General features: G+C 72.9%; 18 protein-coding genes and 1 tRNA gene. 12 read left to right on the top strand and 7 right to left on the bottom strand.

Features of this window, described 5'->3' with window-relative positions:
* Positions 1-65 precede the first annotated feature (65 nt).
* The 9 genes from J5Y04_RS21335 (at position 66) to J5Y04_RS21375 (ending at position 5,392) form a co-directional block, all read left to right on the top strand.
* Positions 66-752: a DUF2637 domain-containing protein gene (locus tag J5Y04_RS21335; RefSeq protein WP_209413673.1), complete on the top strand. Its 687-nt coding sequence runs from the start codon at positions 66-68 to the stop codon at positions 750-752.
* Positions 753-769: 17 nt separating this feature from the next.
* Positions 770-961, top strand: a complete 192-nt coding sequence (locus J5Y04_RS21340) for a mobile element transfer protein (protein WP_209413674.1) — start codon at positions 770-772, stop codon at positions 959-961.
* Positions 962-974: 13 nt separating this feature from the next.
* Entirely contained in the window at positions 975-1,178 is a 204-nt protein-coding gene (locus J5Y04_RS21345; RefSeq protein ID WP_209413675.1) for a hypothetical protein, read from the top strand.
* Entirely contained in the window at positions 1,175-1,711 is a 537-nt protein-coding gene (locus J5Y04_RS21350; RefSeq protein ID WP_209413676.1) for a hypothetical protein, read from the top strand. The genes J5Y04_RS21345 and J5Y04_RS21350 overlap by 4 nt, the downstream gene beginning before the upstream one ends.
* Before the next feature lie 76 nt (positions 1,712-1,787).
* Complete coding sequence (locus J5Y04_RS21355) at positions 1,788-2,330, top strand: GGDEF domain-containing protein (RefSeq protein ID WP_209413677.1); 543 nt, start codon at positions 1,788-1,790, stop codon at positions 2,328-2,330.
* Between the two features lie 92 nt (positions 2,331-2,422).
* Entirely contained in the window at positions 2,423-2,611 is a 189-nt protein-coding gene (locus J5Y04_RS21360; protein WP_209413678.1) for a hypothetical protein, read from the top strand.
* Positions 2,612-2,613: 2 nt separating this feature from the next.
* A complete protein-coding gene (repSA, locus tag J5Y04_RS21365) occupies positions 2,614-4,047 on the top strand; it encodes a replication initiator protein RepSA (RefSeq protein WP_374106067.1) in 1,434 nt (477 codons plus the stop codon).
* Entirely contained in the window at positions 4,032-4,253 is a 222-nt protein-coding gene (locus tag J5Y04_RS21370; protein WP_209413680.1) for an excisionase family DNA-binding protein, read from the top strand. The genes repSA and J5Y04_RS21370 overlap by 16 nt, the downstream gene beginning before the upstream one ends.
* Entirely contained in the window at positions 4,253-5,392 is a 1,140-nt protein-coding gene (locus tag J5Y04_RS21375; RefSeq protein ID WP_209413681.1) for a site-specific integrase, read from the top strand. The genes J5Y04_RS21370 and J5Y04_RS21375 overlap by 1 nt, the downstream gene beginning before the upstream one ends.
* A 985-nt stretch (positions 5,393-6,377) precedes the next feature.
* On the opposite strand, the gene J5Y04_RS21380 is transcribed toward J5Y04_RS21375, so the two are convergent.
* A tRNA-Thr gene (locus J5Y04_RS21380) sits at positions 6,378-6,454 on the bottom strand.
* A gap of 293 nt (positions 6,455-6,747) precedes the next feature.
* Here J5Y04_RS21380 and J5Y04_RS21385 point away from each other — a divergent pair.
* From J5Y04_RS21385 to J5Y04_RS21395, 3 genes are all read left to right on the top strand, one after another.
* Positions 6,748-7,839: an ABC transporter ATP-binding protein gene (locus J5Y04_RS21385; RefSeq protein ID WP_209413682.1), complete on the top strand. Its 1,092-nt coding sequence runs from the start codon at positions 6,748-6,750 to the stop codon at positions 7,837-7,839.
* 220 nt (positions 7,840-8,059) lie between these two features.
* Positions 8,060-8,500 (top strand): hypothetical protein, encoded by a 441-nt coding sequence (locus tag J5Y04_RS21390; RefSeq protein WP_209413683.1) that lies wholly within the window; start codon positions 8,060-8,062, stop codon positions 8,498-8,500.
* Between the two features lie 48 nt (positions 8,501-8,548).
* The gene (locus J5Y04_RS21395) at positions 8,549-9,325 is read left to right on the top strand and encodes a nucleotidyltransferase family protein (RefSeq protein ID WP_209413684.1); all 777 of its coding nucleotides are present in this window, start codon (positions 8,549-8,551) and stop codon (positions 9,323-9,325) included.
* A 291-nt stretch (positions 9,326-9,616) separates the two neighbouring features.
* Here the strand turns inward: J5Y04_RS21395 and J5Y04_RS21400 are convergent, their stop codons facing one another.
* The 6 genes from J5Y04_RS21400 to ispD all read right to left on the bottom strand — a co-directional run bounded on the left by J5Y04_RS21400 (position 9,617) and on the right by ispD (position 16,013).
* On the bottom strand, positions 9,617-11,233 hold the full coding sequence (locus J5Y04_RS21400; RefSeq protein ID WP_307853228.1) for a DoxX family membrane protein: 1,617 nt from the start codon (positions 11,231-11,233) through the stop codon (positions 9,617-9,619).
* A 279-nt stretch (positions 11,234-11,512) separates the two neighbouring features.
* Complete coding sequence (gene rlmB / locus J5Y04_RS21405; RefSeq protein WP_209413686.1) at positions 11,513-12,508, bottom strand: 23S rRNA (guanosine(2251)-2'-O)-methyltransferase RlmB; 996 nt, start codon at positions 12,506-12,508, stop codon at positions 11,513-11,515.
* 135 nt (positions 12,509-12,643) lie between these two features.
* Positions 12,644-14,038, bottom strand: a complete 1,395-nt coding sequence (gene cysS / locus J5Y04_RS21410; RefSeq protein WP_209413687.1) for a cysteine--tRNA ligase — start codon at positions 14,036-14,038, stop codon at positions 12,644-12,646.
* Between the two features lie 127 nt (positions 14,039-14,165).
* On the bottom strand, positions 14,166-14,561 hold the full coding sequence (locus tag J5Y04_RS21415; protein WP_209413688.1) for a PPOX class F420-dependent oxidoreductase: 396 nt from the start codon (positions 14,559-14,561) through the stop codon (positions 14,166-14,168).
* Between the two features lie 212 nt (positions 14,562-14,773).
* Positions 14,774-15,274 carry a 2-C-methyl-D-erythritol 2,4-cyclodiphosphate synthase gene (gene ispF / locus J5Y04_RS21420; protein ID WP_209413689.1) on the bottom strand — a complete coding sequence of 167 codons (501 nt, stop codon included), beginning with the start codon at positions 15,272-15,274 and terminating at the stop codon, positions 14,774-14,776.
* Positions 15,264-16,013 (bottom strand): 2-C-methyl-D-erythritol 4-phosphate cytidylyltransferase, encoded by a 750-nt coding sequence (gene ispD, locus J5Y04_RS21425; RefSeq protein WP_245205181.1) that lies wholly within the window; start codon positions 16,011-16,013, stop codon positions 15,264-15,266. Before ispD ends, ispF begins: the two co-directional genes overlap by 11 nt.
* Positions 16,014-16,118 lie beyond the last annotated feature (105 nt).

The following is a 16,118-nucleotide window of genomic DNA, read 5'->3' on the forward strand; positions in this document are numbered from 1 at the left end:
CCCACGCCCGGGCCGGGCGATCCCGCAGCGCCCGGCCCGGCCCGATCTCTGGAGGAGGAGCAACGATGCGTCTGCCCCGCCCCGACGCCGTACTGATCCAGGCCGCCATCGCCGGTGCCCTGTCGTTCGCCCACCTGCACGACCTCGCCGCAGCGGCCGGCCAGCACGGGTGGAAGGCGTGGGCCTACCCGGTCTCCGTCGACCTGCTGCTGGTCGCCGCCTGGCGCCGCATGCGGATGCTCCGCGCCGCCGCCGAACCGGCCCACGCCGCCTGGACGTGGTTCGCCATCGCCCTGGTCGCCTCGCTCGGCGCCAACGTGGCCACCGCCGGACTGCTCGACCTGGGCCACGTCCCGACCTGGCTTCGCATCCTCGTCGCCGGGTGGCCTGCCCTCGCCTTCTTCGGCGGCACGCTCCTCGCCCATGGCAACCGGGAGCCCGCCACCGCCCCGCCCCTCCTCGACGACGAACCGCCCGTCTACGAGCAGCCGGCCGCCGTGCCGGAGCCCGAACCGGCGCCCACCCCGGAGCCGCTGCCGGTCGCCGACGAGGTGCCCAGCCTCCCGCCCGCACCCGCCCCGGCACCCGCACCGTCGACACCCGCCCTGCCCGCCGCGCTGGTCGACCACGCCCGCAAGGTCGCCGACGACCACCGCGCCCGAACCGGCGAGCCGATCGACACCGACACCCTGCGCGCCCGCCTCGGAGTCCCGCCGCAGTTCGCCGCCGCCATCGCCGCCCAGCTCACCTGACCCGACAGGAGGTCCCGATGCCCCGCCCGATCCGCCCCCGCAACGTGATCCGCATCGGCCCGGTCCACGTGGCCACCCACTACGACGGCCGGGGCCGCGAGAAGCACAGCGCCGTCTGCACCGCCCCGCGCTGTGGCTTCTCCGCCGAGTACGACTCGCGCGCCGCCGCCGAGATCGCCGCCCGCACCCACCGCTGCACCGTCCGCTGACAGGAGCTTCGCCATGACTCTCACCCTGCCCTTGGTCCTCGTCCTCGGCGTCGCCGCGTGGGCCGCGATCCGCTTCCTCGGCGTCCGGCTCTGGGTCGCCGTCGTGATCGGCCTCTTCGGCTTCTACCTCGCCGACACCTTCGTCGCCCCGCTCATCGACGGCACCACCCGCACCGGCGTCCAGGTCGTCAACGACACCCAGCACGGCCGGCCGTGACCGCCGCCCTCCTGCTGCCCCGCTCCGTCGCCCTCAGCCCCGAGGGCGCCGCCCTGGCCGCCGAGATCGAGCGCTACCTGGCCGGCCTTCCCGCCGCCGCACGGCCGACCGTCCCTTACGTGTGCCCCCTCGGCTCCACCATCCAGCCCTGGAACGCCGGCTACCCGACGCCCCGGCCGACCCTGCTGGATCGCCTCACCGACCGCCCCGCCCGGCCCATCCCTGTGAGCGTCGCCGACCACCTCCGGCTGACCTCCCGCTACATCGCCACCTTCGGCTGGTTGCAGGGCACCCTGTGGGACCCGACCGGCCGGGTCTGCCTCCTCGGCGCCCAGGCCGCCGTCCTCACCCACGGCTACGGATCGCCGGCCACCATCACCTGGGCCCGCGTCCAGGTGATGGAAGTCCTCCACGCCACCGGACGTCCCGTCACCTCCCCCGACCAGTACAACGACCGCCCCACCACCCGCCAAGCGGACATCCACCACCTGCTCGACCGGGCCGCCACCCGCGCACAGTCCCTCGGCCTCTGACCGGCCCCGGGGCGGACAAGCCGCCAAGCATCCCACCGCCCCAGGGTCCGCAACCCGCACCGTAAGGACCCCGCACATGGACCTCGCCCCAGTTCTCGCCCTCGCCGGCGTTCCGCTCGTCGGCTGGAGCGCCCACGGCACCTGGCTCCACCGCCGACTCGCCCACGCCCGCCGCGACCCGATCACCGGCCTGCTCACCCGCGACGGCTTCACCGCCCGCGCCGAACGGCTGATCCGCTCCCGCCCCGAGCGCGTGACCGTCCTCCTGATCGACCTGGACGACTTCAAGGCCGTCAACGACACCCACGGCCACGCCGCCGGGGACGCCGTCCTCGCCGCCACCGCCGACCGGCTCACCCACTGGTGCAACTCCCACGGCCTGGCCGCCCGCCTCGGCGGGGACGAGTTCGCCGCCGTCGTCCTCGACTCCGCCCACCGGCTGCCCGACCTGCGCGCCTCACTGCGCGAACCGGTCCCATACGCCGGCGCCCTGCTCCCGGTCGGGGCCTCCGTCGGCGCCTCGCACCCGGCCGCGCTCCTGCTCACCGAAGCGCTGTCCGCCGCCGACCGCGACATGTACGCCCGCAAGCCCGACGGCCGCACCGCACGTCGGCGCTGACCGGCTCCGGGGCGGCAAAAGCCGCCAAGCATCCCGCCGCCCCGGAGCCGCAACCCCTTCCCGAACCGAAGCCCACGAAGGAGAGCACCATCATGCCCCAGCACCACCACGCCCCGGCCCGGATCTGCCCCGACTGCGACGGCTTCGCCCGCGCCGCCATCGCCACCGGCACCCGCCTCCCGGACGGCACCCGCGCCACCCTCCACGCCGCGTGCCGCACCTGCCAGGGCGCTGGCACCGTCACCCGCCGCGCCGCCCCCGCCGTCCCGGCCCAGCTCTGAAGGTGACCCGCTTGCCCATCACCACCCAGGCCGCCCCGGACGGACTTGCTCTGGCGGACCTCGCCAGGCTCGCCGCCCGGGGCGACCTGCCCGAACTGAACGAGCAGATCCGCCGCACGGGCGGCTGCGCCAACCCCATCCACCTTCAGGGCTTCCGCACCCTCACCCACGGCCCGACCGGCGCTGTCTGGCACCGGTACTCGACCGACCACGAGCCCGGCCACCGGCTCAAGATCGCCTGCGGCAACCGCCGGGCCTCCCGCTGCCCCTCCTGCGCCCGCACCTACGCCGCCGACACCTACCACCTGATCCGCGCCGGGCTCGCCGGGGACCAGGCCAAGGGAGTGCCGGCCACCGTCCGCTCCCACCCCCGGGTATTCGCCACGCTGACCGCCCCGTCCTTCGGCCCGGTCCACAACCGGCCCGACTCCGGCACCTGCCGCTGCGGCGCCGCCCACCCCAAGGGCTCACCGCTCCTGGGCACCCCGCTCGACCCGGATACCTACGACTACGCGCACGCCGTCCTTTGGAACAATCACGCCCCCGACTTGTGGCGGCGCTTCACCATCTACCTGTTCCGGACCATGGCGAAGATGGCCGGCCTCACCCAACGGGACTTCAAGGAACGGGCGAAGATCTCTTTCGGCAAGGTCGCCGAGTACCAGCGCCGCGGCGCCGTCCACTTCCACGCCGTCATCCGCATCGACGGCCCCGACGGAGCCGACACCCCGCCGCCCGCCTGGGCCACTCTCGCCCTGCTCAGTGCCTCCATCCGTACCGCCGCCCGCCGCGTCGGCATCCCGCTGGCCGCCGGCGGCGACCGGCCCGCCCGCGTCCTCCAGTGGGGCACACAGGTCGACGTCCGCCCGATCGGCGCCTTCGCGACCGGCGAGATCAGCGAACAGGCCGTGGCCTCCTACGTCGCCAAATACGCCACCAAGTCCGCCGAAACGACCGAATCCGTGGACCGCCGAATCCTTGAGCGCCACGAACTCGACCGCCACGACCTGCCGGACCACACCCGCCGCCTGATCGAAGCCTGCTGGGACCTCGACCCGCACTACCCGGACCGGCTGCTCGCCCACTGGTCCCACATGCTCGGCTTCCGCGGCCACTTCTCGTCCAAGTCGCCCACCTACTCGACGACGCTCGGCGCCCTCCGCCAGGTCCGCGCCGACCACCGCGCCGAACAGGCCCGCCAGGAGCTGCGCGAGCGCCTTCTCGCCGCCGGCCTCCCGGACCTCGACGACCTGCCCGAGGCGGAGACCCTCGTCGTCGCCCACTGGACCTTCGCCGGCTCCGGCAACACCCCAGGCGAGTCCATGCTCGCCGCCGCCATCGCCCGCGAGCTGCACGACCGCCACACCACCGACCGCCAGGAGCTGCGCGCACAACTCGCGCAGGAAGAGGGGGAGATCGCATGGAACGCCTGCTGACCGTGCAGGAAGCCGCCGAAGTACTCGGCACCTGGGAGACCAGCGGGGAACGCTTCCCCCGTCGCCTGGTCGCCGAACGCCGCATCACGTTCGTCAAGGTCGGCCGCCACGTCCGCATCCCGGAGACCGCCCTCGCCGCGTACATCGCCGAGCGCACCGTTCAGCCGGTGACCGCCCGGCGGCGGCCTCTGCGGAAGGTGGCGTGATGGCCAACAGCAAGGGCAACCGCCGGCGCTTCGGTTCGGTACGCCAGTTGAAGTCCGGTCGCTGGCAGGCGCGCTACCGCGACCCGCTCACCGGTCAGATCCGGCCTGCCGAGGAGACGTACGAGACCAAGACGGACGCCGAGATCGCTCTCTCCGTGATCGAGGCGAGCATCGTCACCGACGAGTGGTCCGACCCGGACGCCGGCAAGGTGGTGTTCGGCGGCTTCGCGGACAGGTGGCTCAAGGAACGGGACCTGGAGGACACCACCCGGGAGCGGTACGAGGGCGTTCTCAGGCTGCACATCCAGCCGACGTTCGGCGCACGGCTCGTCTCGGACATCACGCCTCCCCGGGTGCGCACCTGGCGAACGAGGCTGCTGGAAGTCGGCGTTGGTGAGCCCACCGTCGTCAAGGCGTACCAGCTGCTGCGAAGCATCATGACGACCGCCGTCGACGACGGGATGGTCAAGCGGAATCCGTGCCGGATCAAGGGCGCCGACACCTACGACGTGCCGGAGCGGCCCGTCCTGAGCGTTCCCGAGGTGTACGCCGTGGCCGCCGCCATCCAGCCGCAGTGGCGGGCGCTCGTGCTGCTGACCGCGTTCACCACGCTCCGTTTCGGCGAGCTGGCCGCGCTCCGCCGGCGGGACGTCGACCTGGCAGCCCGGGTCCTCTGGGTCCGCCGGAACCAGGCCGAGCTGAACAGCGGCAGGCTGATCACAAAGGCACCCAAGAGCCGGGCCGGCTTCCGTCCGGTGGCCTTCCCGGCCATGGTCGTGCCAGAACTGGAGAGGCACCTGGAACTGCACGCAGCCGACGGACCGGACGGTGGATTCTTCGTCGGCCCCCGCGGCGGCCGGCTTCGGCGGAGCAACTTCCGCGACGACTGGACCGCGGCCAAGGCGAAGGCTGGCGTCTCGGCCGATGCGCACTTCCACGACCTGCGCCATACCGGCAACACCCTGGCTTCGCAGAATGGGGCCAGCACCCGCGAGCTCATGACCCGGATGGGGCACAGCACCACCCGAGCCGCGCTGATCTACCAGCACATGACCAGCGACCGCGACCGCGCCATCGCCGACCGCATGGGCGAAGCGGTCCGCCGGGCTCTCAAAGAGACGGATACGCCCCTCGACTAGGGCATGCCGACCTGGACAAGCCAGGCGGCATGCCCTCAATCCCGGCAGCCGAGCTACTGCACGATGAGCTGGACCATAAGCGCACCGAGTGCGCCACTCGCGCCCGTGACGAAGCTGAGCGCCGCTGAACGGGCCAGACCATGGAACAGCTGGCGTCCGTCGGCAGCTCCCCATTTCCCTGGGCGCCTGCGCATCGCGCTATTGAGTCGCCTAGTCTTTCCGGACATGTAGGCCTCCCTAGGGCTTACTCGTGGGCTCCCTCGACCAATTGCTGTAGGAGGCGCTGGTCGATGGGAGCCCTTGGCATTGGGCAGCATCTAAGCACCAGATTGACCGTCAGGGCGGGCGCGAAAACCGGACTTTGATCATCCGAATCCAACCTTCGCTGCATTGCGCGCGCACGCCCGGGCGCGCGCGCGTAACACAAGATCCATAGTGGCCTAGATCACATCAGCGTCTACGCTTTCGCTTGCTCCACAGCGACACCTGAGCCTCGTAGTCGACCTCTGAGCCAAGAACGCGAAGGCGCCGAAGGCGGGCGCGCTCCCGACGACCAAGACGCTGCCCCTGTGGAGGAGAGGTTCGCTCCCAGCGCGCCGCCTGAGCAGCATGGTGCAACTGAACAGCCTGTACCGAACCCTGCCACCGCTCAACGGTCTGAAGGCTGTATCCAGTTGCGGCCGAGATCTCTTCCGGGGCCATTCCGGCGAGTAGAGCGCGGGCCGTTGCGTCCCGCGCTTGCTTCGCGAGGGCGTACTCCAGGCGCCGGAGCTCTGTCCGCTGCTTCTTGATCCGTAAAAGTGCAGCGTGCAACTCATCCTTGAGGGGGCTGTCCATGACCACACGCTAAGCCCGTTCGCCATCTCAAGGACCACTGCGCGCTTCTGGCACGCCCGTGGCACGGACCGTGTAGCACCACACCAACGACGAAGGGCCAGCTTCACCGGATCGCCCCGGTGAACTGGCCCTTCTGGCGCCTTTGCCCTGGAGCCCCCTGTCGGGTTCGAACCGACGACCCCCGCTTTACAAGAGCGGTGCTCTGGCCAGCTGAGCTAAGGAGGCATGGTGACCGTCCGCGACGTGGTCACGGCGGCACCGGGGGAAGTCTACCGGGCGGGGGTGGGGCGGTGCTGGCATATCCGGGGGACGGCCGGGGCCGGGTGGGGGTGGGCGGGTGTGATGGAACCGATGCCGAAAACGGGATGGCCGGGGGCTGACAAGCAGCGGGGGCCCAGGTAGCGTCACCGGGAGCCGGTGCGCTCAGTGGTTCAGACCAGTGGGCGGGGCGGCGGCACGACATCCACCCTTTACTCGGATCGTCCGGCACGTTCCTGCCGGTGAAGGAGAGCACAGCCATGGCTTCTGTGACGTACGACAAGGCGACCCGTGTCTACCCCGGGGCCGACAAGCCCTCCGTGGACGCGCTGGACCTGGACATCGCGGACGGGGAGTTCCTCGTCCTGGTCGGCCCCTCGGGCTGCGGCAAGTCGACCAGCCTTCGCATGCTGGCCGGTCTGGAGGACGTCAACAGCGGCGCGATCCGCATCGGCGACCGCGACGTGACGCACCTGCCGCCGAAGGACCGGGACATCGCGATGGTGTTCCAGAACTACGCGCTGTACCCGCACATGACCGTCGCGGAGAACATGGGCTTCGCGCTCAAGATCGCCGGCGTCAACAAGGCGGAGATCCGCGCCAAGGTCGAGGAGGCCGGGAAGATCCTCGACCTCACCGCGCTGCTGGACCGCAAGCCGAAGGCGCTCTCCGGCGGTCAGCGCCAGCGTGTCGCGATGGGCCGCGCGATCGTCCGCGAGCCGCAGGTCTTCCTGATGGACGAGCCGCTGTCGAACCTCGACGCCAAGCTCCGCGTCTCGACCCGTACCCAGATCGCCGGCCTCCAGCGCCGCCTGGGCATCACCACCGTGTACGTCACCCACGACCAGACCGAGGCGCTCACCATGGGCGACCGGGTCGCGGTGCTGAAGGACGGCCTGCTCCAGCAGGTCGACACCCCGCGCAACATGTACGACAAGCCCGCCAACCTCTTCGTGGCCGGCTTCATCGGCTCGCCCGCGATGAACCTGGTCGAGGTGCCGCTGGTCGACGGCGGCGTGAAGTTCGGCGGCTCGGTCGTCAACATCTCCCGCGAGGACCTGTCCGGCGCCGGCACCGACAAGACCGTGACCGTCGGCATCCGCCCGGAGCACTTCGAGATCGTCCCGGGCGGCGGCATCGAGGGCGTCGCGGTCACCGTGAACGTGGTCGAGGAGCTCGGCTCGGACGGCTTCGTGTACGGCACCACCAAGATCGGCGGCGAGGACAAGGACCTGGTCGTCCGCGTCCACGGCCGCCAGATCCCGGCGCGCGGCGAGACCATCCACGTCGTGCCGATCGCCAACGAGACCCACGTGTTCTCCACCAGCACCGGTGCCCGCCTGAGCAACTGAGCCACCACCCGCCGGGCGGACGATCCGCCGGGCGGGGAAGGGCGCAGGACGGAGCCCCGTCGGACCACACGGTCCGGCGGGGCTCCGTCGCGGTTCCGCCGTCGGTCCACGGGCCCGACGCGCCTTCGTCAACACGGCGAAGGGACGAACCGGGACACGGTGTCACTCGATGGTGTAACGGAGGGCGATCCGGCGCGTACCCGGCGCTACTCTCCTGAGCGTGAAGCAGCTAGTTCGCCGCATCGGCCAGACCATCGCCCTCACCCTGCCCGTGGTCCTGGTGACCACCGGCACCCTCGCCGTGACCAGGGTGCCGTGGGCTCCGCCGACGGGCCTGGACCAGCAGGTCGTGGCGGCGTCCAGCGGGGACGGCGCCGGCATCGGGCGGGCCTCCACCGGCAAGGCGCCGGAGGGGCTCGCGCCGCAGGACGCACTGCGCGTCGCCCTGCTGGACGACCTGCGCGCGCACAACCCGGGTACCGCACTGGACCTGCTGGAGCGCTCGATGCGCGAGCAGCCGGCGCTGACGCCGTACTGCAGCACGCTCGCCACCGAGCTGGGCAAGGCGGCGGTGCGCAAGTACCAGGGGGACGTCCAGCGCGCCCGTTCCTTCGCCCGCCCGGTCTGTGACGGCTCGTTCGCCTCGGGAATCACCGGCTGACGTCACCACCACTGCGGGCGACCGGCGGCGCACGCCTATTGTGCAGGCATGACCGCTGACACCACGCCCCCGCAGGCTCCGCAGCCCCCCAATCCCCAGCAGGCCGTCGTCACCCAGGCCGTCATCCTGGCCGGCGGCCAGGGCTCGCGGCTGCGGCCCTACACGGACGACCGCCCGAAGCCGCTCGTCGAGATCCCGGGGACGGGTACGCCGATCCTGGGCCACCAGTTGGCCTGGCTCGCCTCCGAGGGCGTCACCGACGTGGTGATCTCCTGCGGGCACCTCGCCGACGTGCTGGAGGAGTGGCTCGACAAGGCCGACCTGCCGCTGCGGGTCCGCACCGTCGTCGAGGCCGAACCGCTCGGGCGCGGCGGCGGGCTCAAGTACGCGGCGAAGGCGCTCCCCCGGCCGGACGAGCCCTGGTACGCCACCAACGGCGACATCTGGACCAGGTTCAGCCTGCGCGACATGGCCGCCTTCCACCACGAGCGGGGTGCCGTCGCGACGTTGGCGCTGGCCCGGCCGCGGATTCCGTGGGGCGCCGTGGAGACCGACCAGTTCGGCAACGTGCTGGACTTCATCGAGGCCCCGCCCTCCCCCTTCCTCATCAACGCGGGCCTGTACGTGTTCGCCCCGGAGTTCACCGAACTGCTGCCGGACGTCGGCGACCACGAGCGGACGACGTTCCCGCAGCTGGCCCGCGGCAAGCGGCTGGCCGGCTACCAGCTGCCGCAGGGCGTCTACTGGCGCGCCATCGACACCGCGAAGGACCTCACCGAGGCCGCCAAGGAGCTCGCCTCCGGAGCCGGCCGCACGCCCCGGTAGCCGGTCCCCACGGCGCCCGACGCGCCCTGAGCGCCGCCCTGCACCGCCCCGCGACGCCCCGCGCCGCCCACGGCGCCCGCCGGGCCCCAGCAGCGCCCCGGGAACGGAACGGCCCGCAACGGTCGGCCACGACACGGCAATCGGCCGGGTGCTCCCCCACGGAGCACCCGGCCGATCAGTTTCCGGCGAGCCGTACGAGCCGCACGCACCCGGCGAACCGCACGCGCCCGACGAGCCCTGCGAGCCCGACAGCCCGACAGACCCGCCGCGCCCGGCGACCCCGACCGCCCGTCAGGTGGACGTCGGCGACCCCGGCCGCGTGCTCCGGCCGCCACCGGACAGCTCGGCCAGCGGCCCGCTGCCCAGCACCCCGCCCAGCAGCCCCGAGCCGGAGCCGGTGCTCTGACTCGGCTTGGGCGCCGCCCCCGAGCCGCCCGGCGCCGGGGTGCTGCGCTGGGCGGGGGACGATCCGGCCGGCGACGAGGCCGACGGGGCCGCCGACGAGGCCGAGCCCGTGCCGCCGGTCTCCGGCTTGGTCGACCGCGCCTTGCCGCTCGGGGTGGCCGTCCCGGCCTTCGAGGAGGACGGTGCCGGGGCCGAGGAGGACACGGACGCACTCGGCGTCGGCGAGGCGGGCCGGGAGGGGGCGGGCGAGGGCGAGGTGGACGAGCCCTGCCCGCCGGGGGCCACGGACGGCCCTCCGCTCGGCCAGACCGGCGTGCCGTAGTCGGTGGCCGGCCGGGACGGCGCGGGGTGCGGACGGCCGCCGGTACGGACCGCCGCGCCCAGCATCGACCCGAGCAGCAGGGTCAGGCCGACCACCACCGCGGTGACCACGGAACCCCGTCGCAGCACCCGGCGGCGCAGGGCCGCCGGCGCACCGGAACCGTACCGACGCCAGGCCTCCAGGTTGAGCCGTCCGTCCAGCGAGGCGTACGGCGCTCCGGCGATCAGCAGCGGGCTCCAGGCCGCCAGGAAGATCAGGTCGGGCGTGTCGTAGACCGGCACGGCCCGCCAGCTGACGGTGAAGAGCAGGGCCGCGGAGAGCAGCATGGCCGCTCCGGCCGCGAGCCGCTGCCAGAGGCCGAGGAGGGTCAGCACGCCCACCACGATCTCGGTGAACGAGACCACCAGGCCCGAGCCCACCGGGTGGGCCATGGCGAAGGAGAGCAGCGGATCGGCGACCCTCCACGGGTGCAGCGAGGAGAGCCAGCGCATCATGGAGCCGCGCTCGCCGCCGTCGAAGTACACCGGGTCGCAGAGCTTGCTGAACCCGGCGTAGACCGAGAGCGAGCCCAGCACGGCGCGCAGCGGCAGGAGCACCAGGCCGAGGTCGACCCGGCGGCCGGGGTACCAGGGCTGCCGGCCCTCGGCGGACGCCGCGGAGACCTCGGGCAGCTCGCCGCTGGGCGTCCAGCCCTGCGGCGCGCCGACCGGGCCGACGCCGGCCCCGGTCGCGCTCCCGCCGCCCGCGCGCGGCTGGCGCGGCACCGTCCGGGCGCCCGCGTACGGCGGGATCACCTGGGTGTCGTCGTCGGCCGTGCCGCGCCCGCCGACCCCGGCCGGCGCGGGCACGCCGGTGAGCCGGACGGCCTCCAGCAGCCGGGTGGCCGCGAGGTCCCCGGGGGGTGCCTGCCCGGTCCAGGTGACGGCGGTGACCCTGCCCTTGCGGCGCGGCGCGCCGACGCCGCCGGCCCCGGCGAACGCCGGTACGGCGGAGGCGGGCACCACGACCTGCGGGGTGACCAGCGGACGGCGGATCAGGCCCTGGCTGGCGTAGGGGTCGCCGAACGCCGCGCCGGTGGACAGCAGTCCGGCCGGGGGGTCGATCAGCGGCGCCACCGGGGTGCCGAGCCGGAGCCGGAAGCTCGCCTGGGTGCTGCTGAGGCGCGCGGGGTCGGAAGGCACCTTGACGGTGTTGAGGCCGGGGCCCGCGTCTATCCCGGTGCTGCCGCCGCCCAGGAGGGGGCGCCGAGGTGTTCTGGTGTCCACACCCGTCTAACCGGGTGACGCCCGGTTAGGACACTCTCCCGGGTGGATGTCCGGCGCCCACTTGAAGTGATCATGAAAAAAGCGATCGGGCCCGGTCGGGCCCGATCGCTTTCACCAGGATTGCGGACGCGCTACGGCCAATTCGGAAGACCGCCTGCGCCGTGCGCCTCGTCCGTGCTGTGCGGACGGCGCCGCTCAGCCGACCTTGCTGCGCAGGCGCGCGGCCTCGTACAGGACGATGCCCGCGGCGACGCCGGCGTTCAGCGACTCGGTGGCACCCGGCATCGGGATCCGCACCCGGATGTCACAGGTCTCCGAGACGAGCCGGGACAGGCCCTTGCCCTCGCTGCCCGCGACGATCACCACGGGGCCGGTCAGCGCCTCCAGGTCACCGATCTCGGCCTCGCCGTCGGCGGCCAGGCCGACGACCATCACGCCGGCCTTCTGGTAGGCCTCCAGCGCCCGGGTCATGTTGGTGGCACGGGCCACGGGCAGCCGCGCCGCGGCACCCGAGGAGGTCTTCCAGGCACCGGCGGTCATGCCGGCCGCCCGGCGCTCGGGGATGACCACGCCGTGCGCGCCGAAGGCGGCGGCGGAGCGGACCACGGCACCCAGGTTGCGCGAGTCGGTGACGCCGTCCAGCGCCATGATGAGCGCGTCCTCGCCGGCGTCCGCGGCGAAGCCCAGCAGGTCCTCCGGGTGCGCGTACTCGTACGGCGGGACCTGGAGCACCAGGCCCTGGTGGTTCATGTTGCCGGTCATCTGGTCCAGCTGCGGCCGCGGGGCCTCCATCAGCGGGATGCCGCGGTCGTTGGCGGCCTGGAAGGCGTCGCGGACCCGGTCGTCGGTGTCGATGAACTGCATGACGTACAGCGCGTTGGCCGGAACACCGCCCTGGAGGGCCTCGACCACCGAGTTGCGGCCGAAGACCAGCTCGGCGGAGCCGGCGCCGCCCCGGCCACCGCGGCCGCCGGCACCGGCCCGGCGCATGCCGGCCCGGGCCTTGGCGTCCCGCTCGCGCTTGAGCGCGGCGTTGGCCTGGCGCTGCTTCGGGTGGCCCTTGCGCTCCTCGCCGGGCGGGGTCGGGCCCTTGCCCTGGAGCGCCTTCCGGCTGTGACCGCCGGTACCGACACTCGCACCCTTCTTCGATCCGGGGTTGCGGCGGTTCCTGCGTGCACTGTTGCCGGCCATGGCTGTACTTCCTGTCTGTCCGGCATGCCCGGCCGCCCGGTGGGAACCGGAGCCGGCCGACGACATGCGCTACGTCATGCGGGAGGGCCGCACCGGTCCGGTGCGGCCCACCCTCACCCCGATCGTCAGATGGGGTTACTGGCTGTTGATCGTCCAGCGCGGGCCGGACGGGGTGTCCTCGATGGCCAGTCCGGCCACGCCGAGCTGGTCGCGGATGGCGTCCGCGGTGGCGAAGTCCTTGCGGGCCCGGGCCGCCTGCCGCTGCTCCAGCACCATCCGGACCAGCGAGTCGACCACGCCGTGGAGGTCCTCGCCGCGCTCCGCCCCGGCCCAGTGCGGGTCGAGCGGGTCGAGACCCAACACTCCGAGCATCGCACGGACCTCGGCCAGACGCGCCACCGCGCTCTCCTTGTCGTCCGCGGTGAGGGCGCTGTTGCCCTGGCGGACGGCGGTGTGCACGATGGCCAGCGCCTGCGGGACGCCCAGGTCGTCGTCCATCGCCTCGGCGAAGGCCGGGGGGACCTCGGGTGCCGCGTCGACCTTGCCGAAGCGCTCGACCACGCGCTGGACGAAGCCCTCGATCCGGCCGAAGCCGGCCTCGGCCTCGCGCAGCGACTCCTCGCTGTACTCGATGGTCGAGCGGTAGTGCGGGGCGCCCAGGTAGTAGCGGAGCACGATCGGACGCCACCGCTCGACCATCTCGGAGACCAGCACCGAGTTGCCGAGCGACTTGCTCATCTTCTCGCCGCTCATGGTGACCCAGGCGTTGTGCACCCAGAAGCTGGCGAAGTCGTCGCCGTACGCCTTGGACTGGGCGATCTCGTTCTCGTGGTGCGGGAAGATCAGGTCGATCCCGCCGCCGTGGACGTCGAAGGCCCGGCCGAGGTACTTGTGCGCCATCGCGGAGCACTCCAGGTGCCAGCCCGGACGGCCGGGGCCCCACGGGGTGTCCCAGCTCGGCTCGCCCGGCTTGACCGCCTTCCACATGGCGAAGTCGCGCTGGTCGCGCTTGCCGGTCTCGCCGTCGCCCTCGGGCTGGCGGAGGTTCTCCAGCTTCTGGTTGGAGAGCTCCAGGTAGCCGGGGTAGGACTTCACGTCGAAGTAGACGTTCCCGTCCACCGCGTAGGCGTGGCCCCGGGCGATGAGCGTCTGCATCATCTCGATCATCTCGGGGATGTGCCCCGTCGCCCGCGGCTCGACGGTCGGCGGCAGGCAGCCGAGCGCCGCGTAGCCGTCGTTGAAGGCGCGCTCGTTGGCGTAGGCGATCTGCCACCAGGGCGTGCCGAACTCGCGCTCCTTGGCGATGACCTTGTCGTCGATGTCGGTGACGTTCCGGGCGAAGGTCACCTGGTAGCCGCGGTAGGCGAACCACCGCTGCATGATGTCGAAGTTGAGGCCGGAGCGGATGTGCCCGATATGAGGCGCCGACTGGACGGTAGCGCCGCACAGGTAGATCGAGACACAACCCGGTACAAGCGGGACGAAGTCGCGTACCTGGCGGGTGCTGGTGTCGTACAGTCGAATGCTCACAGCGTCAAGCGTAGTGGGCACGAGGGGGTGCCCCGCGACATTCTCGAATGTCAATACCGCGGATGCACCGTTTCTTCTCCGCGGCCCGGCGGAGACACCCCTCCTCACCGGGCCGCCGGCCGTTCGGTCAGAGGTTGCCGACCACCTTGCGCGGGGTGATCCGGACGACCACCCGCACGTCGTCCGGGCCGTCGTAGTTGTAGACCTTCTCGCCGCGGTACTTGTCCGCCAGCTCGTCGATCAGCTCCCGGCCGCCCTCGCGGGTGAGCGTGACCTCGCCGCGCACCTCCACGTAGGTGTAAGGACTCTCCGGCGGGTTGACCACCAGGGAGATCCGCGGGTCCTTCAGCAGGTTGAGGTGCTTGCGGCGGCCCTCGACGGTGGAGAACAGGATGTCCTCGCCGTCGCGCTTGACCCAGACCACGGAGGACTGGGGGCTGCCGTCGGGCTGGAGGGTGGAGACCACGGCGAAGCTCTTGCCGTCGATCAGGGCCTTGGCCCGGTCGGAGAGGTGTGCGGCCATCGGGGACCTCTTCTCGTCAAGCGGCGTACGGGGGGCCTGCCGAGGAGGCCCGCACCGAACGGTAGCGACTCCGGCCCCGGCGAACGGTCCTGAACACTCGTCAGTCCCCGAGTATTCCCGGACGGCCCCACCCCGGCGCAGCAACGCCGACCGACGGCGGCCCCCGGCCGGACGCTCCGGCCGGGGCCGCTCACCGCGTGCGCCCCGGTTGCTCAGCGCCGCTCGTACACCAGCGCCGTGGCGATCGCCGCCAGGCCCTCGGCCCGGCCGGTGAGGCCGAGTCCGTCGGTGGTGGTCCCGGAGACCGAGACCGGCGCGCCGACCGCCGCCGAGAGCGCGGCCTGGGCCTCGTCCCGGCGCTTGCCGATCTTCGGCCGGACCCCGATCACCTGGACCGAGACGTTGCCGATCTCGTAGCCGGCCTCGCGCACCAGGCGGGCCGCCTCCTTGAGCAGCGTCACCCCGGACGCGCCCGACCACTCGGGCCGGTCGGTGCCGAAGTGCGCACCCAGGTCGCCGATCCCGGCGGCCGAGAACAGCGCGTCGCAGGAGGCGTGCGCGGCCACGTCGGCGTCCGAGTGCCCGGCCAGGCCGTACTCGGCGCCCGGCCACTCCAGCCCGGCCACCCAGAGCGGGCGGCCGGCCTCGAAGGCGTGCACGTCGGTGCCGACGCCCACCCGGGGCAGCAGCGGTGCGGACGGATCAGTAGCCATCGGAGGCCCTCCGGCGGGCGAGTACGGCCTCGGCGAGCACGAGGTCCAGCGGACGGGTCACCTTGAACGCCTCCTCGTGGCCGGGCACCACCACCACCCGGCCGCCGAAGCGCTCCACCAGGCCGGCGTCGTCGGTGACCGGCGGCAGACCGCCCCGGGCCTCCTCGGCCAGCGCCCTGGCGTGCACCTCGGCCAGCGTCTCCCGGCGGAAGCCCTGCGGCGTCTGGACCGCCCGCAGGGTGGCCCGGTCGGGCGTGTCGAGCACGGGCTCGGGCAGGCCGGGGTTCGACTCGACCCGCTTGACGGTGTCGGCCAGCGGCACGGCGGGCACCACGGCCTCGGCCCCGGCCCGGACGGCGGCCGCGACCGCGTCCACCACCTCGACCGGGACGAGCGGCCGGGCCGCGTCGTGCACCAGGACGATCTCCACCTCGGAGGGGATGGCGGCGAGGCCGAGCCGGACGGACTCCTGGCGGGTCGCCCCGCCCGCCACCACCCGGACGTCCTTGCCGTCCAGGCCGTGGCTGTCGAGCAGGCCGACCACCTCGGCCACGCCGTCGGCCGGCGCGGCGACCACGACCAGGCCGACCGCCCGGCTGCGGGCGAGCGCCCGGACGGCGTGCACCAGGAGCGGCACCCCGCCCAGTTCCCGCAGGGCCTTGGGGGCTCCGGGCCCCAGCCGCTCACCGCGTCCCGCGGCGGGCACCACTGCTGCTGCGACTGCTGCTGTGGCGTTCAGGTTTCACTCCTTCGGCGAAGTGGGTATGGCCATGGCGTGCACGACGACCCCGTGCACGACGGGCGTCCGGGGCCCCTTCCGAAAGCACCATGGTCCCCGCCCGCC

This window comes from Kitasatospora sp. RG8 (genome assembly GCF_017813315.1).
Classification (GTDB): Bacteria; Actinomycetota; Actinomycetes; order Streptomycetales; family Streptomycetaceae; genus Kitasatospora.